This is a genomic window from Ruegeria lacuscaerulensis, from assembly GCF_013031245.1.
GTDB lineage: Bacteria > Pseudomonadota > Alphaproteobacteria > Rhodobacterales > Rhodobacteraceae > Ruegeria > Ruegeria lacuscaerulensis_C.
The window spans coordinates 21,559-43,563 of sequence record NZ_WPZL01000012.1 but is presented as its reverse complement, the minus strand read 5'-3'; the positions used below and the strand labels follow the sequence as shown (position 1 = coordinate 43,563).

Sequence of the window (22,005 nt, the reverse complement as noted above, 5' to 3'; positions counted from 1 at the left end):
AGACCTCGAGACTGACCGAAGTCTGGGAACATCTGGTTCGCCGCGCTTAATCGGCTGCCAGCTCAGTGATTTCCCGGTCGAACGGCAGAGCATCGCCGATATCCGGCCCATCCAGTTCACGCGCATAGGTCGCCTAGGCGATCGAGCCCGGTGCGTTTGTATCCGCTCAGAAGAGGACTTCAAACTGATCGAAGGTCAGGCCGACAAGCTGGGCGCGGCTGTTGGTGCCTCGCGCGCCGCCGTCGACTCGGGCTATGAGCCGATCGACTGGCAGGTGGGCCAGACCGGTAAGGTCGTCGCCCCGGACCTGTACGTCGCCGTCGGCATCTCGGGTGCGATCCAGCACCTCGCGGGCATGAAGGACTCGAAAGTCATCGTGGCGATCAACAAACACGAAGAAGCGCCGATCTTCCAGGTTGCGGATTTCGGTCTGGTTGCGGACTTGTTCAACGCAGTGCCGGAACTGACCGAGAAACTGGGCTGATCGTAAGATCAGGATTTTTCGACGTAAATTGAAAAGGCCCGCCATCCGGCGGGCCTTTTTCAGGTCAGATTACGAATGGCAGGAAAAAGCGCATCCGCAATCGCCGTGTGCGCCGCAGGGCCAATCATGTGCTCCGCCATCGGTTGTTGAACTGGCATCTGCAATCTTGAGCCCGGGTCAAGCCTTCATCTTAAGGCCGCATTCTGATCAATATTTCGTCGCCTAGTTGCCCGCTCCTCATAGTAGATTGGACCCCCATGAAGGAACGGGAAACAAATTGTGATTGGAAAAGAAGCAATTACGCACCAAATTTGTGGTACACTATAAGTAAGCGGCAGATCCGGATCGAAGGAGTATCTGAAACAAGAGGAATCTAGAAATGGAGATTTTCGAGCAGTTTGCAGAAGAGTATGGGCGTACCAAGCTCATCGAAATGACGTTACAAGATTATCTGCTGGGGTGTCGCGAAGACCCCACGATGAGGGCCACGGCCGCCGAGAGGATGGTTGCTGCAATTGGCGAACCAGAACTTGTCGACACCAGTCAGGACTCGCGGTTAAGTCGCATATTTCTCAACAGAACAATCAAGCGTTATAAGCCCTTCCAAGACATATACGGTGTCGAGGAAACCATTGAACGTATCGTTGGCTTCTTCCGCCACGCGAGCCAGGGGCTCGAAGAGCGAAAGCAGATTCTCTACCTCTTGGGTCCTGTCGGCGGCGGCAAGTCGACGCTTGCTGAAATCCTCAAAAACCTGATGGAGCAACAACCGATCTATGTGTTGAAGGCCGGAGACGAGATCAGTCCGATCTTTGAATCGCCGCTGGGACTGTTTGACCGGGTACAGATGGGTGACCTGCTTGAGAAGAAGTACAATATCCCCAAACGTCTGCTGAACGGATTGATCTCACCATGGGCTGTTAAGCGGCTCGAGGAGTTTGACGGCGACATCTCCAAATTCTCGGTCGTCAAGCTATATCCTTCGAAACTCCGTCAGATTTGCGTCGCCAAAACCGAACCTGGTGACGAGAACAATCAGGATATTTCCTCGCTGGTCGGTAAGCTGGACATCCGTAAGCTGGAAGAATTCAGCCAGAACGATCCCGACGCCTATGCCTATTCCGGCGCCCTGAACCGCACAACGCAGGGGTTGATGGAATTTGTTGAGATGTTCAAGGCGCCAATCAAGGTATTGCACCCCTTGTTGACGGCGACGCAGGAAGGTTCCTATGCCGGCACTGAGAATATCGGTGCGTTCCCCTTCCAGGGTGTGATTGTGGCTCATTCCAACGAAGCGGAATGGCAGCAATTCAAGAACAACAAGAACAACGAGGCATTTCTGGACCGGATCAGCCTTGTCAAGGTGCCGTACTGCCTGCGGGCGTCGGATGAAATCCGTATCTACGAGAAGCTGCTGGAGGAAAGCAGTTTGGGCGAATCCCCGTGCGCACCGGAAACTCTTTCCCTTCTGGGGCAGTTCAGCGTGCTGACGCGATTAAAGGAACATGAAAACTCGCCCATCTACTCCAAGCTTCGTGTCTATGATGGCGAGACGCTGAAGGATACTGATCCTAAGGCCCGGTCGGTTCAGGAATACCGTGATGCGGCCGGTGTGGATGAAGGGATGACGGGCACCTCGACCCGCTTCGCCTTTAAAGTACTGTCGGAAACCTTCAATCACGACACTGATGAGGTCGGCGCCGATCCGGTGCATCTGCTTTATGTTCTGGAACAGTCGGTAAAGCGCGAGCAGTTCCCCGAAGATGTCGAAAGCAGATATCTGTCGTTCATGAAGGATGATCTGGCATCACGTTACGCGGAGTTCATCGGCAACGAGATTCAGAAGGCCTATCTTGAATCATATTCTGACTACGGCCAGAACCTTTTCGATCGATACATCGCCTTCGCGGACGCCTGGATCGAGGATCAGGATTTCAAGGACCCTGATACCGGCCAGATCCTTAACCGCAGCGTTCTAGAACAGGAACTGGAAAAGATCGAGAAACCAGCCGGGATTTCCAACCCCAAGGACTTTAGAAACGAGGTCGTCAAGTTTGTGCTCCGCGCAAGGGCCAACAATCAGGGCCACAACCCCGATTGGCGCAAATACGAAAAACTGAGAAGGGTTATCGAAAAGCGCATGTTCGGCCAAATCCAGGACCTCCTGCCTGTTATCAGTTTCGGTGCCAAACGTGACAAGGAAACCGAAGCCAAGCACAACGAGTTTATCGATCGGATGATTGAACGTGGGTACACGCGCCGACAGGTCAGGCGCCTCGTAGAGTGGTACATGCGGGTCAACAAGGCAGGGTGAGGAGTCCATCACAGATGGCCCATTTCATCGACCGAAGGCTGAACCCTAAAGACAAAAGTCTCGGAAATCGCAGGCGGTTTATACGCCGTGTCCGCAACGCTGTAAAAAAGGCGGTGGATGAAAGCGTTCGCCGCCGAAAAATTGCCGATGTCGACCAGCAGGAAAACATATCCGTGCCGGCAGACGGGATTGGAGAGCCGCATTTCCAGCACGCCTCTCAAGGCGGCTACAGACGCAATGTCTTGACTGGCAACAAGAAATTCCGCGTGGGCGACCAGATCAAGAAACCGCCGTCCGGCCAGAGTGGTCAGGCCGGTAAGGAGGGGGCAGCCGACGGGGAAGGAGAGGATGAGTTTCTGTTCGTTCTGTCACGGGACGAGTTTCTCACCCTGTTTTTCGAAGATCTCGAACTGCCTGATATGATCAAACGCAGCCTGAAGGAGATTACGGTCACCAAGCCGCAGCGCATGGGTTACACCGCCTCTGGCACACCCGCAAATCTCAGTGTTTCGCGCACGATGCGTAACGCTTTCGGCCGCCGGCTTGCGATGCGGCGGCCATCACCTGCCGAAATCCAAAAGCTCGAACAAAAGGTGGAAGAGCTCAAAGATTTAAAAAAGCCCAATGCAGCTCAGAAGGCAGAGTTGCGTACGCTGCGCGCTGAGCTCGACAAAGTCCTGCGCCGTCGCCTGCACATTCCGTATATCGACCCGCTGGATGTGAGGTACAAGTTTTTCGAGATGCGTCCCGAGCCCGCCGCCAATGCGGTGATGTTCTGTCTGATGGACGTCTCAGCCTCGATGGGCGTGCGAGAAAAAGATCTTGCCAAACAGTTCTTCGTGCTCCTGCATCTTTTCCTGAAACAACGCTATGACAAGATCGAGCTTGTTTTCATCCGTCACACACAGGTCGCGAAAGAGGTCGATGAAGAGACCTTTTTTCACTCGCGCCAGACAGGCGGAACGGTTGTTAGCAGCGCGCTCAAAGAGATGAAGAAGATTGTTGAGGCACGCTATCCACCTTCGCTTTGGAACATCTATGCCGCCCAAGCTTCGGACGGCGAGAATTTCAGCGGGGATTCAAGCCTGTGTGCCGAGCTTTTGACCGACGACCTGATGAAGCGCTGCCAGTATTTCGCCTATACCGAGATCGTTGACGAGAAAGAAGCCAACCTGATGAACAGCGAGGACAACGGCATGGAGTTGTGGCGCGCTTATCGGCATGTGGCTGAAGCATGGCCAAACTTCGCGATGAAGCGGATTTCGGGGCGCGCCGACATCTACCCTGTTCTGCGCGAGCTTTTCGCGCGCAAGTCAAGCGGTGTTCGCGATGGCTGATCGTGCAACAGCCGAGGCGCCGCTTTTTGAGGGTGCGGAATGGGACTTCGAGGCTGTTCAGCGCTGCTATGATGCAATTGAACGGGTTGCCATCGATGAACTGGAACTCGACGTCTACACCAATCAGATCGAGATCATATCGTATCAGCAAATGCTGGATGCCTATTCCTCGACAGGCATGCCGCTCATGTACCAGCACTGGTCATTCGGCAAGCGGTTCGTCCGCGAAGAACAGATTTACAGCAAGGGTGCACAGGGTCTCGCTTATGAGATCGTCATCAACTCCGATCCTTGCATCAGTTATTGCCTGGAAGATAACACAATGGCCCTTCAGGCGCTGGTGATTGCTCACGCGGCGTTTGGGCACAATCATTTCTTCAAGAACAATCACTTGTTCCGCCAGTGGAGCGATGCGCAGGGAATACTCGACTACCTCGACTATGCGCGCAGCTTCATTGCCCAGTGCGAAGAGCAGCATGGCGCGCAGGATGTCGAACAAGTGTTGGATGCGGCCCATGCGCTCATGCCGTCGAGCGTTTTCCGCCATCGCCGACCACCTCACACGTCGCTTGCGGACGAGCGCGCGCGCCAACGTGAACGACGCATCGAGGAAGAGCGTGCGGTGCATTACTTATGGGATGCCTTTGATCACCCTGCGCCGTCGTCGAAACCGGATGAAGAGGCGCGCAAGCGTAAGCGCGAGATGGGGCTGCCAGAGGAAAACCTGCTATATTTTGTCGAACGTCACAGCCCAATCCTGGAATCATGGCAACGCGAAGTGCTACGCATAGTGCGTAACATTGCACAGTATTTTTACCCTCAGCGTCAGACCAAGGTGATGAACGAAGGGTGCGCCTGCTTTGTTCACTATTACATCACCAACGCGCTGCACCATGCAGGTCTGCTGACAGATGGTGCCATGCTTGAGATTTTGCACAATCATACCAACGTTCTGACGCAACCGGGCTTTGACTCTCCACACGCAAGAGGGATCAATCCTTATGCGCTTGGCTTCGCGATGATGCAGGATATCAGGCGTGTTTGCACCGATCCGACGGACGAGGACCGCGAGTGGTTTCCTGACATCGCAGGCAGTCGCGTGTGGCGCGACGTGTTAAAGGATGCCTGGGCCAATTACCGCGACGAAAGCTTCGTCCAGCAGTTTCTCAGCCCCACCGTTATGCGGCAGTTCCGCATGTTCACGCTAGCCGATGACGACGGGAAGCCGTTCTACACGGTCGACGCAATTCACGACGAACGTGGGTACCACGAAGTGCGCGACACGCTGGCGCGGAGCTTCGACGTTGCGGAATTCGATCCTGACATCCAAATCGTCGATGTGGATTTATTGGGGAACCGATGCCTCAAGCTGCATCACACCGAACACAATGGCATATCGCTGGATGCGAAGACCCGAGACGAGACCTTAAAGCACTTGCGCAAGCTTTGGGGCTTTGAGGTGGAGTTCGACAATTGAATTGGTCGAAAGAAAAAACTTCCGGAATCGAAGGCGCAGGTAAATGCATCCTCCGGCCGCTAGCTCGGTATTAACCCAGGTAATCCCGCAAACTGGGAGGCGGATTGTCAAACAGTTGCGAGGTCGCCGCAGGAGGAAGCACCACCTCATCCGCCACAAGGACGGTCTGATCGGCAATACGGCGGGCGTCCTGTGGATCGTGACTGACCATCAGCAAAGTCGTCCCCGTTTCGGCCACCAAATCGGCAACGAGATCAAGCATTTCAGCCTTTAGCGCCGGCCCCAGGGCGGCAAAAGGCTCGTCCAACAGCAAAAGCTCGCGTCGTTGCACCAGTACTCTGGCCAATGCAACGCGGCTTTGTTGACCGCCCGACAGCTCCGAGGGCTTTCTGTTGCCCAGACCGCGCAGCGCAACCCGGGCCAGCGCAGTTTGTACTTGGGATAGCTCCTCTTCCGACAGGTGCCCGTTTGGGCGCAATCCCAACGCGACATTCTGCTCGGCCGTCAAATGTGGGAAAAGGTTTCCATCCTGAAAAAGCATCGCTAACGGGCGTTTGCCGGGATGAAGGTTGGAAATTCGCTTACCATTCCAGAGAATTTGCCCCTGTTTGAGGTCGCGAAACCCGGCGATTGCTTCAAGCAGGGTGGATTTTCCTGCCCCGGACGGTCCGACGATGGCAACACTGGCCCCGGGTTCAATACAGACATCGGCGCGCAGTGCAAAATTACCGTTTTCTATTACGCAGCCATCAAGCTTCAGCATGCCAGCGCCCTCCGCGATCCAAAAGCCAGAACACGCTCATCGATAGCAACAGCAACAACAGCGCACCGCCTGCGGCGGCTTGCATCTGGTACGCGCCCATCAGGCGATAAATCTGCAGTGGCAAGGTTGCTATTTGCGGATCCGCGAACAAAGCGATAACGCCAAGATCTCCCATAGATAACGCCGCTCCAAGCCCGGCAGCAAAGCAGATTTGCGGATGCATGCGGGGAAGCAGAACGCGGATAAAAAAGGTTTTCCTACCCATATCCAATGACAGCGCAAGACGTCCGTTCCGTGTAACCACATCGCGCGCTGCTGGGACAAGAATGCGCAACGCAAAGGGCAGGGCCATGACAGCGTTCACTAACGCGGTCACAGGCAGCGCCAGCGCCGTTGGGTTTGCCAGCGGGCGGATTAAAATGAACAACCCTGTGCCGATGACCAAAGGTGATGCCGCCAGTCCCAGAATTCCGCTGAGTTCCACAATCCCGTACCGCCCCGTCGCGACAGCGGTTGCCATGGGCAGCGCAAGCATCAGCAGGATCGCGGTACTGGCAGCTGCCACAATGACCGAGGTCAGAGCGGCGCGAAATACTATTGCCGGCATTTCAAAGAGCCCCGCAAAACCCGAAATCACTACCGATGCCAGGGGTAGAAGCAGGAATGTCGCCGCTGCAATGATCCAGAAAGCGTCAATTGCGGGCGCCCCGCCGTCCCAGCGGCGTAGGGCTCGGTCCAGACCCGCCCCAAATCCGTCGCCGCGCGAAAACCTCAGGGCCGCCAGCGCGGCGACTGCGGTCAGGGTCAGTTGCAGCGCGGACAGCAATGCGGCGCGGCCGAGGTCAAAGTCGTAGGTGAAGGCCTGATAGATCGCCAGTTCTATCGTTGTTGCACGTGGCCCCCCGCCCAAGGTCAGGGCAACTGCAAAGCTTGTCAGGCAAATAGCGAAGATCACGGCCAGGACGCCCGGCAGTATTCGCTTCAACATGGGCAGTTCGATCAAGCGGAACATTGCAATGCCATTACAGCCCAGCTGCGCAGCCAGTCGAAATCTCTCTGCGGGTATTTCCTGCCACGCCTGCAGGATAAGGCGTGTTGCCAAGGGTAGGTTAAAGAACACGTGGGCCAGAACGACCCCATGCAACCCGTAGATGCGAATGGGGGGCAGACCAAAATAGCCCAGAATGTCTGAAATCCATCCCGCGCGGCCGAATACTTGCAAAAGCCCAAGGATCGCGACGATGACCGGAAGGATAAAGGGTGCACCTAGTAACGCAATCAGGGCGCGCCGCCCCCTGAACCGTCGCCGTGCAAGCGCCCGCGCAACCGGAACTGCTAATCCCGCGCTGAACACCGCGGACAATATGGCCTGCGTAAGCGTAAAGCGCAGGGCGGCCCAGTCGGCTGGACCGAACCCGCCTGCTGTTTCAGCGCGCAGGGCAACTGCGGCGAGTGTGCCCAGTATCAGCGCGGCGACCAGAGCAGCCGCGCCGATACCCGGCCTTGGGCTTACTGGCTGAGCGCGCCCAGCCATTCCGAAAGCGCCTGTTCCCGCACGGCGGCGGCTTCGTCGGCTCCAAAGAGCAGGGATTTCTCTGGTACGATCAGGGTGTCGAATCCTTCGGGCAGACCAGAGCTCGGAGTTACAGCGGGATACATCCAGTTCGTCGTCGGAATGATCTGCTGGAATGCGTCAGAAACCATGAATTCCAGAAACTGATCAGCCAGCTCGGGCTGATCGGTTCCGGCCAGCTTTGCCGCAACTTCGACCTGCATATAGTGACCTTCGTCAAAGGCCGCCGCTGCTTTGCTGGCGTCCTCCTCAGCGATCAGGTGGTAGGCCGGAGAGGTCGTGTAGCTGAGAACCATATCCGCTTCACCTTCAAGGAACAGCCCGTAAGCCTCGGACCAGCCTTTGGTCACGGTCACGATATTGTCGGCAAGCCCCGCCCAGATTTCTTGTGCTTCTTCTCCATAGGCCGCTTTTACCCACAAGAGCAGGCCAAGACCCGGAGTGGATGAGCGTGGGTCTTGTATGATGACCTTGGTGTCGCCGTCTGCCAGTTCACGGAAATTGGCAGGTGCCGGGGTGTCAGCGTTATGAACAAATGCGAAGTAGCCCCAGTCGTACGGCGTAAAGACGTCATCAGCCCACTCAATCGGCAGTGCGTAGTCAGCAGTAACCGAGCTGGGCGCAAACAGGCCGGTGTCCTTGGCTGCCGTGATCAGATTGGTATCCAGCCCCAGCACGACATCAGCGTCGGAACTTTCTCCTTCAAGCCGAATGCGCGATAGAAGGGCGGCGCCGTCCTCGACGCCGACCAGATTCAGGTCGCAGTTGCACACCGCTTCGAACGCCTCTTCGACCTGCGGGCCCGGGCCCCAGTCCGAGACAAAGCTGTCATAGGTGTAAACGGTCAACTGTGGCTTGTCGTCGGCGATAGCCGATGTTGCACTCAGTAATCCCGCAGCAATCATCAGATGTTTCATGTCATCCTCCATTGCGGCGAGAGGGCAAGGATGGATGAAACCGTTACCTTTCCCTCCGCCGGTTCTAGCCGGTTCAGGTTCTACGGGTTCGCCAATGGCATCTCAGCGCGGCAAGCCACGCACCCCGAGGTGAAGTCGTGACTAGGGGGGAACGAACAAAAAGACAACCAATTTTCCGCGCACTCAGGCCGTGAGGCAGGAATTTGTCGCCCGGAAGATCATGAAAACGTGCTGACCGACGATGTTTGACGCCAAACCCGAGCCACCACAGCCACGTGAAAACAACCGGGAATGGCACATGAGCCTAGCAGTTGGTTGACCGAGTAAGACCCCAGACCGCCACCGAAGGTAGCAAATAAGATGACCAGGGCATGTTTGGTGCCCCGGTCACTAGTGCTTTGTTCGGGCAGGAATTTCCTTATCCCAATATTGCAAATCCTACGGTGCGAGCCACTTGAATGGTTCCGCCGGAACAAATTGTGCGGAAACATCGCCCGCCAGGATCGGATGATCCTTCAATTCCAGCTTTTGCGGCTGGCTGCCCTCGGCAAGGTCCAGCGCGTGGATATCGACCCAGTAAACATTTGGACTGATTGCGGACTCGAAATAAAATCTGCCGCTGTCATGATCCGCCACCGAGCGCCAGACGGTTGTCGCCAGATTAGGGGCATCGGGGTCGGTAATACCTAATGGGACCGAAACATTTCGGATGATCGAAAATGCCGCTGCGGTCGCCATGCGAGGGTCTTCGAACTCGGGAACGCTTCCAAGATAGAATGAAGCCCGTGTAAACCGATCCGCCGCACGATTTGTTCCTGGCAGCATGGACAGGCCGCCGACCTGATCCCAATAGGCCGTCAGCGCGAGTTGTTCGTCATAAATCGGCGAGTTGGTCATGACGCGGTATTCTTCGCCATGATGGACGATGAGTTCACCGTCTACGTACTCGAAAATCGCCGAGTCTCCATTCTTGTCGGACAGCGACAGGTGCAGGCCGGCATCATGACCGTTGGGAAGTTTGGGGGCCACCATGTCGAATGGCTTTGCCGACAACCCCTCGACCGCCTCGGCCACCGTGGCATAGTTGTCCAGCGCATATTGCGCCCAGGCCCCAACCGAAAGTTTCGGCTTGCCGGTCATTTCGCCATAGTCGGCCTCTGCCAGATACAGCAGGTTCGCCACGAGCCCGGCTTCGTTCATGCCATCGACGGTGCCGATGTCATAGCCGGACAGGGTAATCGATCCGTATTTGGAAACCCATTCAATTGAGCCTTCACCCAAGCCACCATCTCGTTCCATCCCTTTGGGAAACGCCCAGAAATCGGACCCGATATCTTCGAACCAGTCCATACTTCTGGCTGTAAGGTACCCTTCGGTTCCGGTTTTGTAGAGAAGCCGGGTGCAGGCATCAGCGGACACCGTCATTGCCCCAACAGCAAGGATTCCACCGACCCCCGCAACGATATTTCGAATTGGTTTTTTCATTTTGAAACTCCGTGAGACTAGTTTCCAGCAATCTGGCTGTTCCGCCGCCTTTCGTGTGTCGTACTGAACGATACAACGACAGCGCGTTCCAGGTTTTGACATGAATCATCGAGCCGACGGTCGCTCTGCGCAACGGCAGGCCCGGGATGCGCTATCCGATGACCTGATGGCCACGACCCAGCATGCAGTTCACCAGGGCTTGCCGCCTGACCAGATCATCCTCGTATTGTCCTTTGACCGAGCCGAGAACGCCACCGGCGATGGCTCCGCCCATTGCATCATAGCGATCCCCAATCATGGCGCCGGTTACTGCCCCGTCGATCGCACCGAAGGCGGTCTCCATGCCTCTCTTGCCCGAATGGTAATTCACAGCCAATGCTCTGCATTCGGCCTCGTCAGACAGGAAATTTGCGTTTCTGGTACCGTCAACGGCCAGCGGCTTCTGCATGGGGTATTGAGTGCATGCACCAAGGCCAAGCAGCGCAATACACATGAGCTTTTTCATGTTCGGATTCCTCTCAATGTAAGGGCGACGATCCGGGCGTGCACGCGTTGGAAAGGTCGTTTGTTGGACAGTGCTTACATAGGAAGCCGTGGGGTCGCGAAAAATATGGGGCCCACCAGGTGACGCAGCGTAAAAGTCGAAATGCCGGGGCGAACGGTTCACTTCGTGTCCGCGACTGCGACGCCTTTCCAGTCCGAAGGTGGCGGGCTATCCCGGAAAGCCGCGGCGCGCTTTTTCATGACAACCGATGCCGGGTCAGCACCCCGCGCATTCTCGGCGGCCTCGAAAGCTGTGATCGCGTCGTCAAATTGTCTGTTTCTGTAAAGCCTGAGGCCTTCTTCATAGGCAACGATCCATTCCCGTGGCCCTTCGAAGCCTTCGCTCAGCGCAATCAGTTCGTAGATGATGAGCCCACCTGTTCGGCCGAAAACCGCGAGTGTGTCCAACTCCCTAACAACGATAGTATCGCCCGCAGCGCGTCGCGTTTCAGGGCCGATCAGGATTGAGGTGCCATATTCCTTGTTGGCTCCTTCCAGCCGGCTGGCAACATTTACCACGTCACCGATTGCCGTGTAGTTTAAGCGTTGTTCCGAGCCGATATTGCCGACCAGCGCCTCGCCACTGTTCAACCCTATCCGGATTCGCAGAGGTTGGCCGGTATCGTCCCTGATGCCCGGATCTGACACGGCAGCGACCAGATCCAACGCTGAGCGGCAGGCGTTTTCGGCGTGTCGGGGATCCAGGCGAGGCGCACCCCAGAACGCCATGACGGCGTCTCCCATAAATTTGTCGATTGTGCCATCATGACGCGCGATCGCGGACGACGCCGCAGCGAAAAAAGGCTCCATCATCTGAACGATTTTCGGCCCAAGCTTCTCGGACATGCCGGTGAAGCCCCAAACATCGCAAAACAGAACGGAAATCTGCTTAATTTCCCCACCGGGCTGCGTTTTGATACCTTCGGCAACCAGCATCCGGACAAGATCCGTGGGCACATATTTGCGAAAGGCAGAAAGGCCCGCGGCCATGTTCTCTGTCGCCGTTGAGAGGTTTTCGAGTTCCGAGAGCCTAGATGGCCGACGTGCAATCTCTTCAACATCAAATCGTTCGACTTTGCTCAGGTCTTCGACGATGCGCGACAAAGGTGTGGCGACCACCCTTCGCACCAACCAGATCGCCAACCCGGTGGCGGCAATGACGACACCAATCAGCACGTAAAGCAAGTTTGTCAGGGTTTTGTCGATCCCCGACAGGAACGCCGATTCCGGTATGACGGTGGCAACCCGCCAGCCGTAAAACCCCAACGGAGTCAGGGCCACCACATAAGGTACACCATCACTGATAATTCTGGTTGTCGCGTTCCCAGCCGAACGTGCGGAAGAACTGGCCAGCAGCTTTTCCCCGGATGCTTTTGCGACCTCATAAAGATCGCCTTCTCCCATCCGGGCGGGTGTCACCTCATCAGCGTTGGGGTCCGGTACCGCGATGACTTTGCCTTCCGCATCAAGGATAAAGGCGGCACCAAACTCGCCAGGTCGCAGGGACCCAAGAAAACGCGACAACCGATCAGTTTCGATGACGACAGATAAGACACCCTGCCGCCTGCGATTTACGTCGATGGGTCCGGCAAAGGCGTAGACCGTCTTATTGCTGCCGGGTAAATCGCGGGCTTCGATCCAATCCGGCGTGTCTCGTTCAATGAAATTCCCGTACCAAGCTTGTTCTCGTGGGTCGTAGATCGTGGGAGTAAATGTGCGCTCTTCGAACTGAATGTCGCCGGGAAGGAAAATATACCGATCCCTGCGCAGCATCCGGTCCTGGATGTTTTCGTCTATTTCTATCATCTCAAGCCCGCTGTCGCCCAGACGGTGCGCTGCAAAAAAGTTGCCGTTCGGCCAGCCAAAGGTGATCCAGGAAATATTGGGTTGCGCCTGCAATTGAGAGAGAAATACGAATTCCCGTTTGTCAGCTTGTCGCGTCGCAATGACATTCTGGATGAAAATCGTTCTGACGGCCGCCCATGCGGCCTCGGCAGATCTAAGTGTCAGCCCAACCTCGATGCGTACGGTGTTGGCAATCTGACTGTTGATCTCGGCCGCAAGCATGCGGCTGTTCTCTCGTGCTGTTGTCCACCACAGCGAATGGACAACGAATGTCGATACGCCGATCGACAGGGCTACGAGCATTGATACGACGATCCCTACGCTGACGCGCATTTTAGCTCCAATACGGCGGTAGGTGCTGGAAGCAACAGCCTAGACGGCCATTGAGCCAAATGTAACCTGTTTGTGCCAGTCTATTGATTTCACAAATTTGTTAGGCACCTGACAACGGCCATACTGGCGTGCCGTGGTGTGACAGGCCCAAGATCAACTGGAAAATACACATTTGCCTTCCGAAAGACGTTTCACGTCGTTTGGGCAAGAAACGCATTCCGGCACTAAAATAGGATGATTGCATGCCGGAATGCAGCGGTGTTGGTGGTAGAGAAAACCACGGGAGGGAACTTATTTTTTATTGTGGAAGATGAACCCGATGAAGTTCAGCAAGAGCTGCGCCGCCAGAATCTGGGTGCTTTCCGACGGGTCATACGCGGGTGCAACTTCGACCAGGTCGATACCGACCACGTCGCCACGTTTGCTCAGCCCCTGCAGGATTTCCAGCACATCATAGTACTGGAAGCCGCCATGACTGGGCGTTCCGGTCCCCGGCGCGATTGAGGGGCAGAACGCATCAATGTCGATGGTGACATAGTAGCGGCTGCCTTCAGGGATGCGGTCCAAAACACCTTGGGTGCCTAGTTTGCGAACCTGCCGCACCGACAGGATGTCGGAACCCCGTGCCCGCGCGTCGTCATACCCTTCTTTCGCGGTCGAAGAGACATTCCGGATACCCAGCTGGGTCATGCCCGAAACATAATCTTTCTCGATGGCGCGGCGCATCGGGTTGCCGTGGCCTACAGTGACGCCATGGCGCTCATCCACAAAGTCCAGATGCGCGTCGATCTGGATGACATGGATCGGGCCATTCTTTTCACAATCTTCGGCATAGGCGTTGATGCAGGGGATATTGACCGAATGATCTCCACCAATGGTGACCGGAATTGCGCCTGCATCCAGAATCTTTTTCACACCATATTCGATGTTGGCGTGGCTTTCCTCGGTCTTGGTGTGAATGATGTCGGCATCACCTAAATCGACGATACGCACATCGCTGCCCAGATAGGTGGCGTCATCCTCGTGATCATAGGCACCGGCGTGACCAAAGCTGAACAGGGTCGACGCCTCGCGCACTGACCGTGGCCCAAACCGCGCGCCCGAACGGAATTGGCAGCCGAAATCGAATGGCGCGCCGAGGATTGCGACATCCGCGTCAATCTCGTCCCAGTCCTCGACATAGGGTTTCTTGCCAAAGGTCGAGATGCCGACGAAAGGCAGATTCAGACGACCGGCTTCATATCCATGTCCCGACATTATTGTCTCCGTTTCTTGTAGTTTAGCGATAAGCCAGTTCCGGCAGGAACAGTGCGATTTGGGGGAAGGCTACCAGCAAGCCCGTCACAATCAACAGAATGATCAGGAACGGGGGCACTCCGCGTACCACCTCGACAAAGGGGCGGCGGAAGACGGCGATGGCGGTGAACAGGTTGCAGCCGAAGGGCGGCGTGGCGGCACCGATTGCGACCTGTAAAGTGATCAGAACACCAACCAGTACCGGGTCAAGCCCGCTGGCCTTGATCATAGGCGCAAAGATCGGAACCAGGATCAGGATCACCACGATCGAGTCCACGAACATGCAGCCTACAAAGAAGGCCACGTTGATCGCAAGCAGCACCATCAGCGGGCTGGCCTGTTCCAGCCCCAGCGCGGCGATGATAGTCTGAGGCACCTGTGCAAAACTGAGCGTCCAACTGAACGCCGCACCTGCCGCGATCAGGATGAACACAACCGAAGTGATGGCCCCGGTAGACAGAGCTATGTCGAACAGATCGCCTATTTTGATCGAGCGGAAAATCACAACTTCCAGCACAACAGCGTATAGCACGCAGATCGCGGCAGCCTCAGTGGGTGAAAACACCCCGCCATAGATGCCGCCGACGATGATGGCGGGGAAGCCCATCGGCCACAGCGCCTTGCGCAGGGCGGTAAATCGCTGTCCCCATCCCTCGCGCGGCAGCACGGGGATGTCATGCCGATAGGCGTAGACCATACAATATGCCGAGAACAGCACCACGATCAGCAGCCCCGGCAGGATACCCGCGATAAACAGCTGCGAGATTGAGGTGCCGGACACCACACCATAAATGATCATGCCGATTGATGGCGGGATCAGATAGGCGAGGTCAGCGGCGTTCACGATCAGGCCGATCGAAAAGCTGTCGCTGTAGCCCGATTTCAGCATACGGGGCCGCATCGCTCCACCGATGGCAACCACAGTGGCCTGAGTCGAGCCACAGACTGCGCCGAACAGCGCACAGGCGGAGGTGACGGAAATAGCCAGCCCACCCTTGATATGCCCCATGAAGCTCATCACCAGATCAATCAGCCGGTTGGCGGAATGACCGCGAGTGATGATGTCGGCGGCCAGAATGAACATCGGCACAGCGATCAGAGCGGCCGGTTTCACACCTCCGATCATCTGCTGGATCAGAATCTGCATGTTCATGTCAGGGAAATAGACCAGGAACCCCAGCACCGCTGCCGAGATCAGCGGCATTTTCATCGGGAACCCTGCCAGCAACAGGACGATCATGACGGCCAGCATCAACTCGGTCATTTGTCTGCCTCCGTGGCTTCTTCGTAGCGTTGAATTGCAGCAGCGGTTTCGGGGTCTTCATAGCTGTCGACTTCGAGGTAGGAGACGTAGACCTCTTCCTCGGCGAAGTTCAGATTGCGGATCGCTGTCAGCAGATATTGGAAAGACGCAAGGGTCAGGCCGACCACCACCCAGACATAGGTCAGGTAAAGCGGCAGTTGCAGTGCCGGGGTGATCCGCCCGCGTGAGGCAACTTTCTGAACATATTCCAGCGCGTACCAGGCCAGAACTGCCATCACCACGGCAGTGGTTGCTGCAATCACGACCATCAGGCCCTTGCGCATCTTGATCGGCAGCGCGTCATAGATTGCCGACATGCGAATGTGGATGCCTTTCCGGGTTGCGTAGCCCAGCCCCATGAAGGTGACGATGACGATCAGGAACTCGTTCAGTTCTTCGGAGAAATAGATGGACTGATTAAACACATACCGGCCGAAGACATTGGCGATCGTGTTCACGGCCATCAGAATGACCCCCCAGCCCAGGATCCAGACTTCGATCCGTCCGATGACGGCGTCGATCTTTCCCAAAAAGCCGAAGGGAGTGGCGGTACCGCTTTGCATTGTGTCCTCCCTTTGAAAACCCTCACGCGCGGGGCGCGTGAGGTAGTTTTGAGTGAGTGGCTTGAGTAAGGATCAGTTGCCCGACAGTTCCGTCTGCAGTGCGTCCAACAGTTCCTGACCACGATCACCAACCGTCTCGACGTAGGCCGACGACGTGTCGGTGCTGCGGGCGCGGAAGGCGTCACGTTCTTCTTCAGTCAGCACAACCAGACCGATGTCAGGCTTGGCTTCCTTAATGATGTCCAGACGCTGCTGGTTGAAGTCGGTGACAACGCCGTCGATGAACCCTGTCATGTCCGCCATGGTGTCGCGTACCAGTTGTTGCCGGTCCGGGCTGAGGGTTTCGAACCAGTCCGAACCAGCCACGACGGTGGTGACAAGTTCTTGCTCACCGGCCCAGATCAGGTGGCTGGTGACTTCGTAGAACTTCATCTCTTCGATGGTCGGGATCGGATTGACCTGACCGTCAACGGCACCCAGTTGCAGCGCGCCGAAAACTTCGCCGAACGGCAGCGGCGTCGGGCTGGCACCCATGTTCTTGTAGGTTTCCAACAGGATCGGTGACACCATCACGCGCATCTTGAAGTTGTCAAAATCTTCGGGCGTACGGATCTCACGGTTGGTGGTCCAGACCTGTGGACCTTCGGAGTACATAGTCAGAACTTCCAGACCACGCTTGCGAAAATCGTCGTTCAGCGGGCCGTAGATGGTATCCGAACTGCTGAGGATGTCTGAAATCGCCGCCGGATCAGAAGGCAGCAGGTAAGGCAGCAGGAAGACCTGGCTTTCTGGTACCACGGTGCCCAGGTTGCCGATCGAGACGTTGGTGAACTGAATGATGCTGTCAGCGGCCTGTTCGACGGTTTCTGTGGGTGTACCCAATGTGCCCATCGGATAGACGGTCACAGTGACTTCGCCATCTGTGGCTGCTTCGATGCGCGATTTGAACTCTTGCGCATAAGCGTCCATGATCGAGCCTGGAATCTCTTCGATAGCGAATTTCCAGTCTTCAGCCAAAGCCGTTAGCGGCGTCAGGCTGAGCAGGGCCGCAGCGGCGGCATTTCTTACATGACGAGGGGTAAATGTCATACTGGTTTCCTCCCTTGGATCTTTAGTGGTTTAGAGATCACAGGCAGGACAGCACAGAATTTTACACAAAAAAATATCATATTGATTATGTTCACATGAACAATTTTTATGTAATTAATATGGAGAATGCCAAAGGACTGATACCCGTTGAAACTGCTCAGAAATACCCTGTTAGAGACATTCGTGACCGTGGTGGAATGCGGTGGATTTACCGACGCGCAATATGCGTTGGGCATCACCCAGTCCGCGATCAGCGTTCGGATCCGTGACCTTGAGGCGGCGCTTGGCTACAGAGTCTGCGAACGCGGGCGTGGCGGTTTCAGCCTGACCGAACGCGGTGAAATCGCCTATCAGAAGGCGGGCGACATTCTGCGAAGTGTCCGCGATTTTGATGCCGAATTGCTGGAACTCCGTGGCACAACGACGGGCGATCTGAGAATTGGTATTGTCGATGCGGTAAACACGCTTGCCAACCTCAACCTGGCAGGCGCGCTCAAACGTTTTCTGGATCGCCCGAACGAAGTGAAACTGGAAGTCATCGTTGCTTCGCCAACAGAGCTGACGCAACGGCTGATCACCGGCGATCTTCACATCGGAATTGCCCCGTTCAAAAATCAGGTCGCCGATCTGGCGTACACAGAACTATGTGACGAAGAGCATCGCTTGTATTGCGGTCGCGGCCATCCGCTGTTTCGTGCACCGGATAATCAAATCGATCTGGACGTTATCTCCCACTATCAGATTTGCCAGCGCTCCTACGGCATGCTGGTGTCACCAGAGCTTCATAGCACTGAATCAAAGGCGGTTGTGGCAAATATGGAAGCCATGGCCACGATGATTGAAACCGGGCACTACTTGGGCCCATTGCCGGTTCATTTCGTGGAAAGCCGAGCACGGCGCGACAAATTTCGTGAGCTTGCACCAGAGAAGTTGCAATGGAATTCGACTTTTTTTCTCGCGACCCGGTCATCCCGGATACACAGGCGGGCGGTGGAAATTTTCGCCGAGGACGTTATTCATTCATGCAAAACCAGCAACGCCTAAAACATGAAGTTCAGGGCGTAACTGGTGATGAGAAACTGTAACATATAGCCTCGGTATTATCCGGGTTTCAGATATCCGTAAGAACTTCAAATCCTGCAAAAATCAGGGTCTTGCCGTTGATCGGCGCTTCGCTCATGTCTCCCATCTCCGGATCTTGCATGGCTTCTGCAAAGCCGGCCTCTTGTGTCGCCTGATCGGGCCATTCCTGCCAACCCAAGACAACAGTATCGTCCGGCCCCGCCTGAACGGCCAGGGGAAAGGATGTCAGCTCACCGGGGGGTACAGCCCCGCCCCAGGTTTCGACGACCCGCAATGCGCCGTGTTTGCGAAAGACCCACGCCATTTGCGCAGCATGCGCCTGATATTCCGCTTTCTTAGCCGAGGGAACTGCCCCGACATACGCCATGATCCAAGACATTGCTTCGTCCTCCAGTGAGTAAGCGTTTGATTATTTTAGCATACAGTTTTCAGCGGCCTCTACACATGAGACTTTGGCTAAGCGCGATTTCCTGGAAACCGTGAAAGCCGCAAACCGCCGGAGACATCAATAACCGGCAGTAAATGATGTGCGTGTGAAATGTGCGTTCTGCGCCTCGTCCACCAGTGCGACTGCGAAATCTTCCATAGATATTTCTGAGTTGCCATTGCCGTCAATCAATAGCGTGTCAGTGCCGATCCTGTATGAACCTCGGCGCTTTCCAGGCTGAAGCAGGGCAGAAGGGCTGGCATAGGTCCAGTTTGCATTGTCATTGCTTTGGCACAGTTCGGACTGCGCGAAAGAGGCTCTTGCTGTCGGAACAATGCTGTCGGGCAGGAAATCCGGATCTGACAGTACGGTATGAGGGCTTCCATTCGGCAGGCGCAACCGGGCAGCACCGCCGACAATAATGATCCTAATTCCTGCGCAGGCAGCACCATCCAGAACTGATTGTGTCAGCGCGACAACTTCACCTTCGCGTCCAGCCGGCGTCCGAAGAGAGCTGATTGCCAGATCATGGCCCGACATCGCTGCGGCGACTTTTGACGGGTCACTGACATCGGCGATACGGCCATGGACGGACTTGGGCAGCTTCGCGAGACTCGCCTTATCTCTCACTGCCGCCGTAACGTGATGGCCCCGTGAGAGGGCTTCTGTGACAACGCGCGAACCAACGTCACCGGTTGCGCCAAAAACGATGATTTTCATTGAGTTATCCTTTGGTTGGATGTTGGGATTACATGATCCAGAGGGGCAGGGCGGATTGGTCGGTTCGAAAGCTGTCCCAACGAAACGGCGGTTAGAACGACGCCTGCGCCCACGATCTGCCAAACAGTCAGCGCCTCGCCCAACAAGACCCACCCGATCAGAACGGCGGAAAGTGGGCTGAGAAAGCCAAGGGCTGATACGGCCGGGGGTTCAATGCGAGCAATTCCGCGGAACCACAGGATGTAAGTCAATGCCGCCCCGACAATGCACAAGTAGAAAATTCCAGTGAGGTTTCGCGCGTCCAACGTGGGCAATGGAGGCTCCAGCAGAAAAGCAAGCGGAACAAGCAGAATTCCTCCGGCCGTGAGTTGCCAGGCGGTGAACGTCAGCAATGGCACCGGTGGTTTCCACTTGCGGGTCAGCACTATGCCCGCCCCCATCGAGGCGGCGCCGCCGAGCCCGGCAGCTATTCCAACTGGGTCCAGTGCTCCATCATTGCCGAGCACCAGAAAACCGACGCCGACCAATCCCATTGTTGCCGCCAATACCGATGTGACCCCAATCTTAGCCCCCAACAGCACCGACGCGAGGAAAATCACCAAAAGCGGTTGAACTGCCCCAACCGTTGCCGCGACGCCGCCCGGAAGCCGGTAGGCCGCCACAAATAGCAACGTCCAGAACAATGTGAAGTTGAGTGCGCCAAGCACAAAGACACGAGGCCACCAGAGCCCATGAGGCAATTGGCGGGCTATGATGAGCAGCAACAGACCGGCAGGCAGGGCGCGCAACGCGGCCATCGTCACAGGATAACCTTCAGGCAGATACTCCGTCGTCACAAAGTAAGTACTTCCCCAAACCAAGGGCGCAACGGATGTCAGAGCGATGTCGATTTGATGTTTCACGGCCAACCTCGTTTTATCTTGACCTCAAGATATAAACTTAAATCTTGACGTCAAGATAAAATTTAAATACCTGTCTGCCATGGATCATGTCGACCTCATCATCTCTCAGTGGAACAACGCGCGCCCCGACCTTGACGTCGGGCCAATGGAAACCATCGGTCGCCTGTCACGCCTCGCAGTTAAGTTGCGAAGAGGAATGGAGGAGACCTGGAAGGCACATGGTCTGAACGCAGCCAGCTTTGATGTTCTGGCGACGTTGCGAAGATCGGGAAAGCCCGACGGTTTGTCCCCCGGAGAGTTGCTTGAACTGACAATGGTAACCTCCGGCACAATGACCAACCGGGTTGATCAACTGGTCAAATCCGGTTTGGTGGAACGAGTCCAAAACCCGGAAGATGGGCGCGGGTTCCTCATTCGTCTGACTGACAGCGGGTTTTCAACGATCGATGCTGCCGTAACCGATCACGTCCAAACGCAACATCGCCTGATGGGCGGGCTTTCCACCGAGCAGCGGCGTCAGCTTAACCTGCTTTTGAAAGCACTCTCCGGTTCCATAAAAACAGCTGCATAGTTGATGAGAAAAATAACGTTGAGCTGTGCCAAAGCTCGTGGTTTCGCCCGTCCCACGCAGAGACGGTTATTTCGTTCTACCTCGCTGATCTTGGCTTCGGTGTCAGTTCTTGGACTGCCGCACAATAAGGACTCCTGCCAGACAAAGTGCAAAACCGGCCGCCACACGCCAGGTAACAGGTTCCCCAAGTATCAGCCAAGCCAGAGCAATGGCCAATGGTGTGACGAGGTAGAGCAGGGTGGACACGCGGGTCGCGGCGCCCCGTTGAACAAGGGCGACATAAAGGCTGATCGAGATCAGGGAGTTGGCAACCACCAGATAGGCCAGTGACACAATCAGTTCCGGGTGCCACGTGACCTCCATTGTTTCCGTGGCAAAGGCGATGGGCAGCAATACGGCAAAACCGATCACATATTGTACTGCGCCCCCCAGCACCGGGTCGCTGCGCCGTCCGTGCAATTTCTCCAGCAGTGTTGCTGCGATCAGACCAAAAAGGCCGCTGACGGCCAGCAATCCGGCGGTAAAGGGCACAGCGTTAGTTCGGTCAAAGACACTGACCGCAACTCCGGTAAATCCCAGCGCCAGACCGACCCACATCACGGGCCTGCCACGCGCCTCACCGACCAGCGGCGAGAGGGCTGCAACCAGCGCGGGTTGCAAAGCCATAACGATGGCAGTGGTGCCTGCGGCAAGCCCCTGTTTCATCGCCTGATACGCCAGCCCAAAATAGACGCATTGAATAAGGAACCCGCCGCCATTGCGGCCCAGTGAACCGGATCGCGTGGCAAGGCTGGACGGAACGCCGCCAGCAGCGGCAAGAGGCACAAAACTGCAATACCATACCGGATCACCAGCATGGTCATCGGTTCAATATAGGGCAGGCCCAGCTTAGCAAAACTGTAGCCACCCGCCCAGAACAAAACAAAGAGCACCGGCGCGCCCGTCCAGAATACCGAGACCACGCGCGCTGAGGTCATTGA

20 protein-coding genes, 1 pseudogene and 1 riboswitch are annotated in these 22,005 nt (G+C 56.1%); of the genes and pseudogenes, 6 read left to right on the top strand and 15 right to left on the bottom strand.

Annotated elements, in window-relative coordinates; all coding sequences use genetic code 11:
- Positions 1-160 precede the first annotated feature (160 nt).
- From GOX66_RS14895 to GOX66_RS14880, 4 genes and pseudogenes are all read left to right on the top strand, one after another.
- Positions 161-484, top strand: a pseudogene (locus tag GOX66_RS14895) (FAD-binding protein); the annotation flags it as partial.
- A gap of 379 nt (positions 485-863) precedes the next feature.
- Entirely contained in the window at positions 864-2,798 is a 1,935-nt protein-coding gene (locus tag GOX66_RS14890; RefSeq protein WP_170763525.1) for a PrkA family serine protein kinase, read from the top strand.
- Between the two features lie 14 nt (positions 2,799-2,812).
- Positions 2,813-4,135, top strand: coding sequence for a YeaH/YhbH family protein (locus tag GOX66_RS14885; RefSeq protein ID WP_170763524.1), 1,323 nt, complete (start codon positions 2,813-2,815; stop codon positions 4,133-4,135).
- Complete coding sequence (locus tag GOX66_RS14880; protein ID WP_170763523.1) at positions 4,128-5,612, top strand: SpoVR family protein; 1,485 nt, start codon at positions 4,128-4,130, stop codon at positions 5,610-5,612. The genes GOX66_RS14885 and GOX66_RS14880 overlap by 8 nt, the downstream gene beginning before the upstream one ends.
- A gap of 70 nt (positions 5,613-5,682) precedes the next feature.
- Here the strand turns inward: GOX66_RS14880 and GOX66_RS14875 are convergent, their stop codons facing one another.
- From GOX66_RS14875 to GOX66_RS14830, 10 genes are all read right to left on the bottom strand, one after another.
- Complete coding sequence (locus GOX66_RS14875) at positions 5,683-6,375, bottom strand: thiamine ABC transporter ATP-binding protein (protein ID WP_170763522.1); 693 nt, start codon at positions 6,373-6,375, stop codon at positions 5,683-5,685.
- A complete protein-coding gene (locus GOX66_RS14870) occupies positions 6,362-7,909 on the bottom strand; it encodes a thiamine/thiamine pyrophosphate ABC transporter permease ThiP (protein WP_170763521.1) in 1,548 nt (515 codons plus the stop codon). Before GOX66_RS14870 ends, GOX66_RS14875 begins: the two co-directional genes overlap by 14 nt.
- Complete coding sequence (thiB, locus tag GOX66_RS14865) at positions 7,885-8,865, bottom strand: thiamine ABC transporter substrate binding subunit (protein ID WP_170763520.1); 981 nt, start codon at positions 8,863-8,865, stop codon at positions 7,885-7,887. Before thiB ends, GOX66_RS14870 begins: the two co-directional genes overlap by 25 nt.
- Before the next feature lie 32 nt (positions 8,866-8,897).
- Positions 8,898-9,002: riboswitch (TPP riboswitch) on the bottom strand.
- Between the two features lie 301 nt (positions 9,003-9,303).
- The gene (locus GOX66_RS14860) at positions 9,304-10,350 is read right to left on the bottom strand and encodes a linear amide C-N hydrolase (protein ID WP_170763519.1); all 1,047 of its coding nucleotides are present in this window, start codon (positions 10,348-10,350) and stop codon (positions 9,304-9,306) included.
- 151 nt (positions 10,351-10,501) lie between these two features.
- Positions 10,502-10,855: a glycine zipper family protein gene (locus GOX66_RS14855; RefSeq protein ID WP_170763518.1), complete on the bottom strand. Its 354-nt coding sequence runs from the start codon at positions 10,853-10,855 to the stop codon at positions 10,502-10,504.
- 158 nt (positions 10,856-11,013) lie between these two features.
- Positions 11,014-13,071: an adenylate/guanylate cyclase domain-containing protein gene (locus GOX66_RS14850; RefSeq protein ID WP_237212621.1), complete on the bottom strand. Its 2,058-nt coding sequence runs from the start codon at positions 13,069-13,071 to the stop codon at positions 11,014-11,016.
- A 291-nt stretch (positions 13,072-13,362) separates the two neighbouring features.
- The gene (speB, locus tag GOX66_RS14845; RefSeq protein WP_170763517.1) at positions 13,363-14,328 is read right to left on the bottom strand and encodes an agmatinase; all 966 of its coding nucleotides are present in this window, start codon (positions 14,326-14,328) and stop codon (positions 13,363-13,365) included.
- 22 nt (positions 14,329-14,350) lie between these two features.
- Positions 14,351-15,631, bottom strand: coding sequence for a TRAP transporter large permease (locus tag GOX66_RS14840; protein ID WP_170763516.1), 1,281 nt, complete (start codon positions 15,629-15,631; stop codon positions 14,351-14,353).
- Positions 15,628-16,233 (bottom strand): TRAP transporter small permease, encoded by a 606-nt coding sequence (locus tag GOX66_RS14835; protein ID WP_170763515.1) that lies wholly within the window; start codon positions 16,231-16,233, stop codon positions 15,628-15,630. The genes GOX66_RS14840 and GOX66_RS14835 overlap by 4 nt, the downstream gene beginning before the upstream one ends.
- A 72-nt stretch (positions 16,234-16,305) precedes the next feature.
- Positions 16,306-17,322, bottom strand: a complete 1,017-nt coding sequence (locus GOX66_RS14830) for a TRAP transporter substrate-binding protein (protein WP_170763514.1) — start codon at positions 17,320-17,322, stop codon at positions 16,306-16,308.
- Between the two features lie 147 nt (positions 17,323-17,469).
- On the opposite strand from GOX66_RS14830, the gene GOX66_RS14825 reads away from it, so the two are divergent.
- Positions 17,470-18,366 carry a LysR family transcriptional regulator gene (locus tag GOX66_RS14825; RefSeq protein ID WP_170763513.1) on the top strand — a complete coding sequence of 299 codons (897 nt, stop codon included), beginning with the start codon at positions 17,470-17,472 and terminating at the stop codon, positions 18,364-18,366.
- A 67-nt stretch (positions 18,367-18,433) separates the two neighbouring features.
- Here GOX66_RS14825 and GOX66_RS14820 read toward each other — a convergent pair whose 3' ends face one another.
- The 3 genes from GOX66_RS14820 to GOX66_RS14810 form a co-directional block, all read right to left on the bottom strand.
- A complete protein-coding gene (locus GOX66_RS14820) occupies positions 18,434-18,784 on the bottom strand; it encodes a DUF1428 domain-containing protein (RefSeq protein ID WP_170763512.1) in 351 nt (116 codons plus the stop codon).
- 126 nt (positions 18,785-18,910) lie between these two features.
- Positions 18,911-19,552 carry an NAD(P)-dependent oxidoreductase gene (locus GOX66_RS14815; protein WP_170763511.1) on the bottom strand — a complete coding sequence of 214 codons (642 nt, stop codon included), beginning with the start codon at positions 19,550-19,552 and terminating at the stop codon, positions 18,911-18,913.
- Positions 19,549-20,454, bottom strand: a complete 906-nt coding sequence (locus tag GOX66_RS14810; protein ID WP_170763510.1) for an EamA family transporter — start codon at positions 20,452-20,454, stop codon at positions 19,549-19,551. The genes GOX66_RS14815 and GOX66_RS14810 overlap by 4 nt, the downstream gene beginning before the upstream one ends.
- 79 nt (positions 20,455-20,533) lie before the next feature.
- Here GOX66_RS14810 and GOX66_RS14805 point away from each other — a divergent pair, with 79 nt between their 5' ends.
- Positions 20,534-21,025 (top strand): MarR family winged helix-turn-helix transcriptional regulator, encoded by a 492-nt coding sequence (locus GOX66_RS14805; RefSeq protein ID WP_170763509.1) that lies wholly within the window; start codon positions 20,534-20,536, stop codon positions 21,023-21,025.
- Positions 21,026-21,127: 102 nt separating this feature from the next.
- Here the strand turns inward: GOX66_RS14805 and GOX66_RS14800 are convergent, their stop codons facing one another.
- Both GOX66_RS14800 and GOX66_RS14795 read right to left on the bottom strand, forming a co-directional pair.
- Positions 21,128-21,730 carry a DMT family transporter gene (locus tag GOX66_RS14800; protein WP_170763508.1) on the bottom strand — a complete coding sequence of 201 codons (603 nt, stop codon included), beginning with the start codon at positions 21,728-21,730 and terminating at the stop codon, positions 21,128-21,130.
- Positions 21,727-22,002: an EamA family transporter gene (locus GOX66_RS14795; protein ID WP_170763507.1), complete on the bottom strand. Its 276-nt coding sequence runs from the start codon at positions 22,000-22,002 to the stop codon at positions 21,727-21,729. Before GOX66_RS14795 ends, GOX66_RS14800 begins: the two co-directional genes overlap by 4 nt.
- Positions 22,003-22,005 lie beyond the last annotated feature (3 nt).

Excerpts from the sequence above, each read along its gene's own strand:
- GOX66_RS14890 (WP_170763525.1), top strand. The coding sequence starts at position 864 with ATGGAGATTTTCGAGCAGTTTGCAGAAGAGTATGGGCGTACCAAGCTC.
- GOX66_RS14885 (WP_170763524.1), top strand. The coding sequence starts at position 2,813 with ATGGCCCATTTCATCGACCGAAGGCTGAACCCTAAAGACAAAAGTCTC.
- GOX66_RS14880 (WP_170763523.1), top strand. The coding sequence starts at position 4,128 with ATGGCTGATCGTGCAACAGCCGAGGCGCCGCTTTTTGAGGGTGCGGAA.
- GOX66_RS14875 (WP_170763522.1), bottom strand. The coding sequence starts at position 6,375 with ATGCTGAAGCTTGATGGCTGCGTAATAGAAAACGGTAATTTTGCACTG.
- GOX66_RS14870 (WP_170763521.1), bottom strand. The coding sequence starts at position 7,909 with ATGGCTGGGCGCGCTCAGCCAGTAAGCCCAAGGCCGGGTATCGGCGCG.
- thiB (WP_170763520.1), bottom strand. The coding sequence starts at position 8,865 with ATGAAACATCTGATGATTGCTGCGGGATTACTGAGTGCAACATCGGCT.
- GOX66_RS14860 (WP_170763519.1), bottom strand. The coding sequence starts at position 10,350 with ATGAAAAAACCAATTCGAAATATCGTTGCGGGGGTCGGTGGAATCCTT.
- GOX66_RS14855 (WP_170763518.1), bottom strand. The coding sequence starts at position 10,855 with ATGAAAAAGCTCATGTGTATTGCGCTGCTTGGCCTTGGTGCATGCACT.
- GOX66_RS14850 (WP_237212621.1), bottom strand. The coding sequence starts at position 13,071 with ATGCGCGTCAGCGTAGGGATCGTCGTATCAATGCTCGTAGCCCTGTCG.
- speB (WP_170763517.1), bottom strand. The coding sequence starts at position 14,328 with ATGTCGGGACATGGATATGAAGCCGGTCGTCTGAATCTGCCTTTCGTC.
- GOX66_RS14840 (WP_170763516.1), bottom strand. The coding sequence starts at position 15,631 with ATGACCGAGTTGATGCTGGCCGTCATGATCGTCCTGTTGCTGGCAGGG.
- GOX66_RS14835 (WP_170763515.1), bottom strand. The coding sequence starts at position 16,233 with ATGCAAAGCGGTACCGCCACTCCCTTCGGCTTTTTGGGAAAGATCGAC.
- GOX66_RS14830 (WP_170763514.1), bottom strand. The coding sequence starts at position 17,322 with ATGACATTTACCCCTCGTCATGTAAGAAATGCCGCCGCTGCGGCCCTG.
- GOX66_RS14820 (WP_170763512.1), bottom strand. The coding sequence starts at position 18,784 with ATGTCTTGGATCATGGCGTATGTCGGGGCAGTTCCCTCGGCTAAGAAA.
- GOX66_RS14815 (WP_170763511.1), bottom strand. The coding sequence starts at position 19,552 with ATGAAAATCATCGTTTTTGGCGCAACCGGTGACGTTGGTTCGCGCGTT.
- GOX66_RS14805 (WP_170763509.1), top strand. The coding sequence starts at position 20,534 with ATGGATCATGTCGACCTCATCATCTCTCAGTGGAACAACGCGCGCCCC.
- GOX66_RS14800 (WP_170763508.1), bottom strand. The coding sequence starts at position 21,730 with ATGAAACAGGGGCTTGCCGCAGGCACCACTGCCATCGTTATGGCTTTG.
- GOX66_RS14795 (WP_170763507.1), bottom strand. The coding sequence starts at position 22,002 with ATGACCTCAGCGCGCGTGGTCTCGGTATTCTGGACGGGCGCGCCGGTG.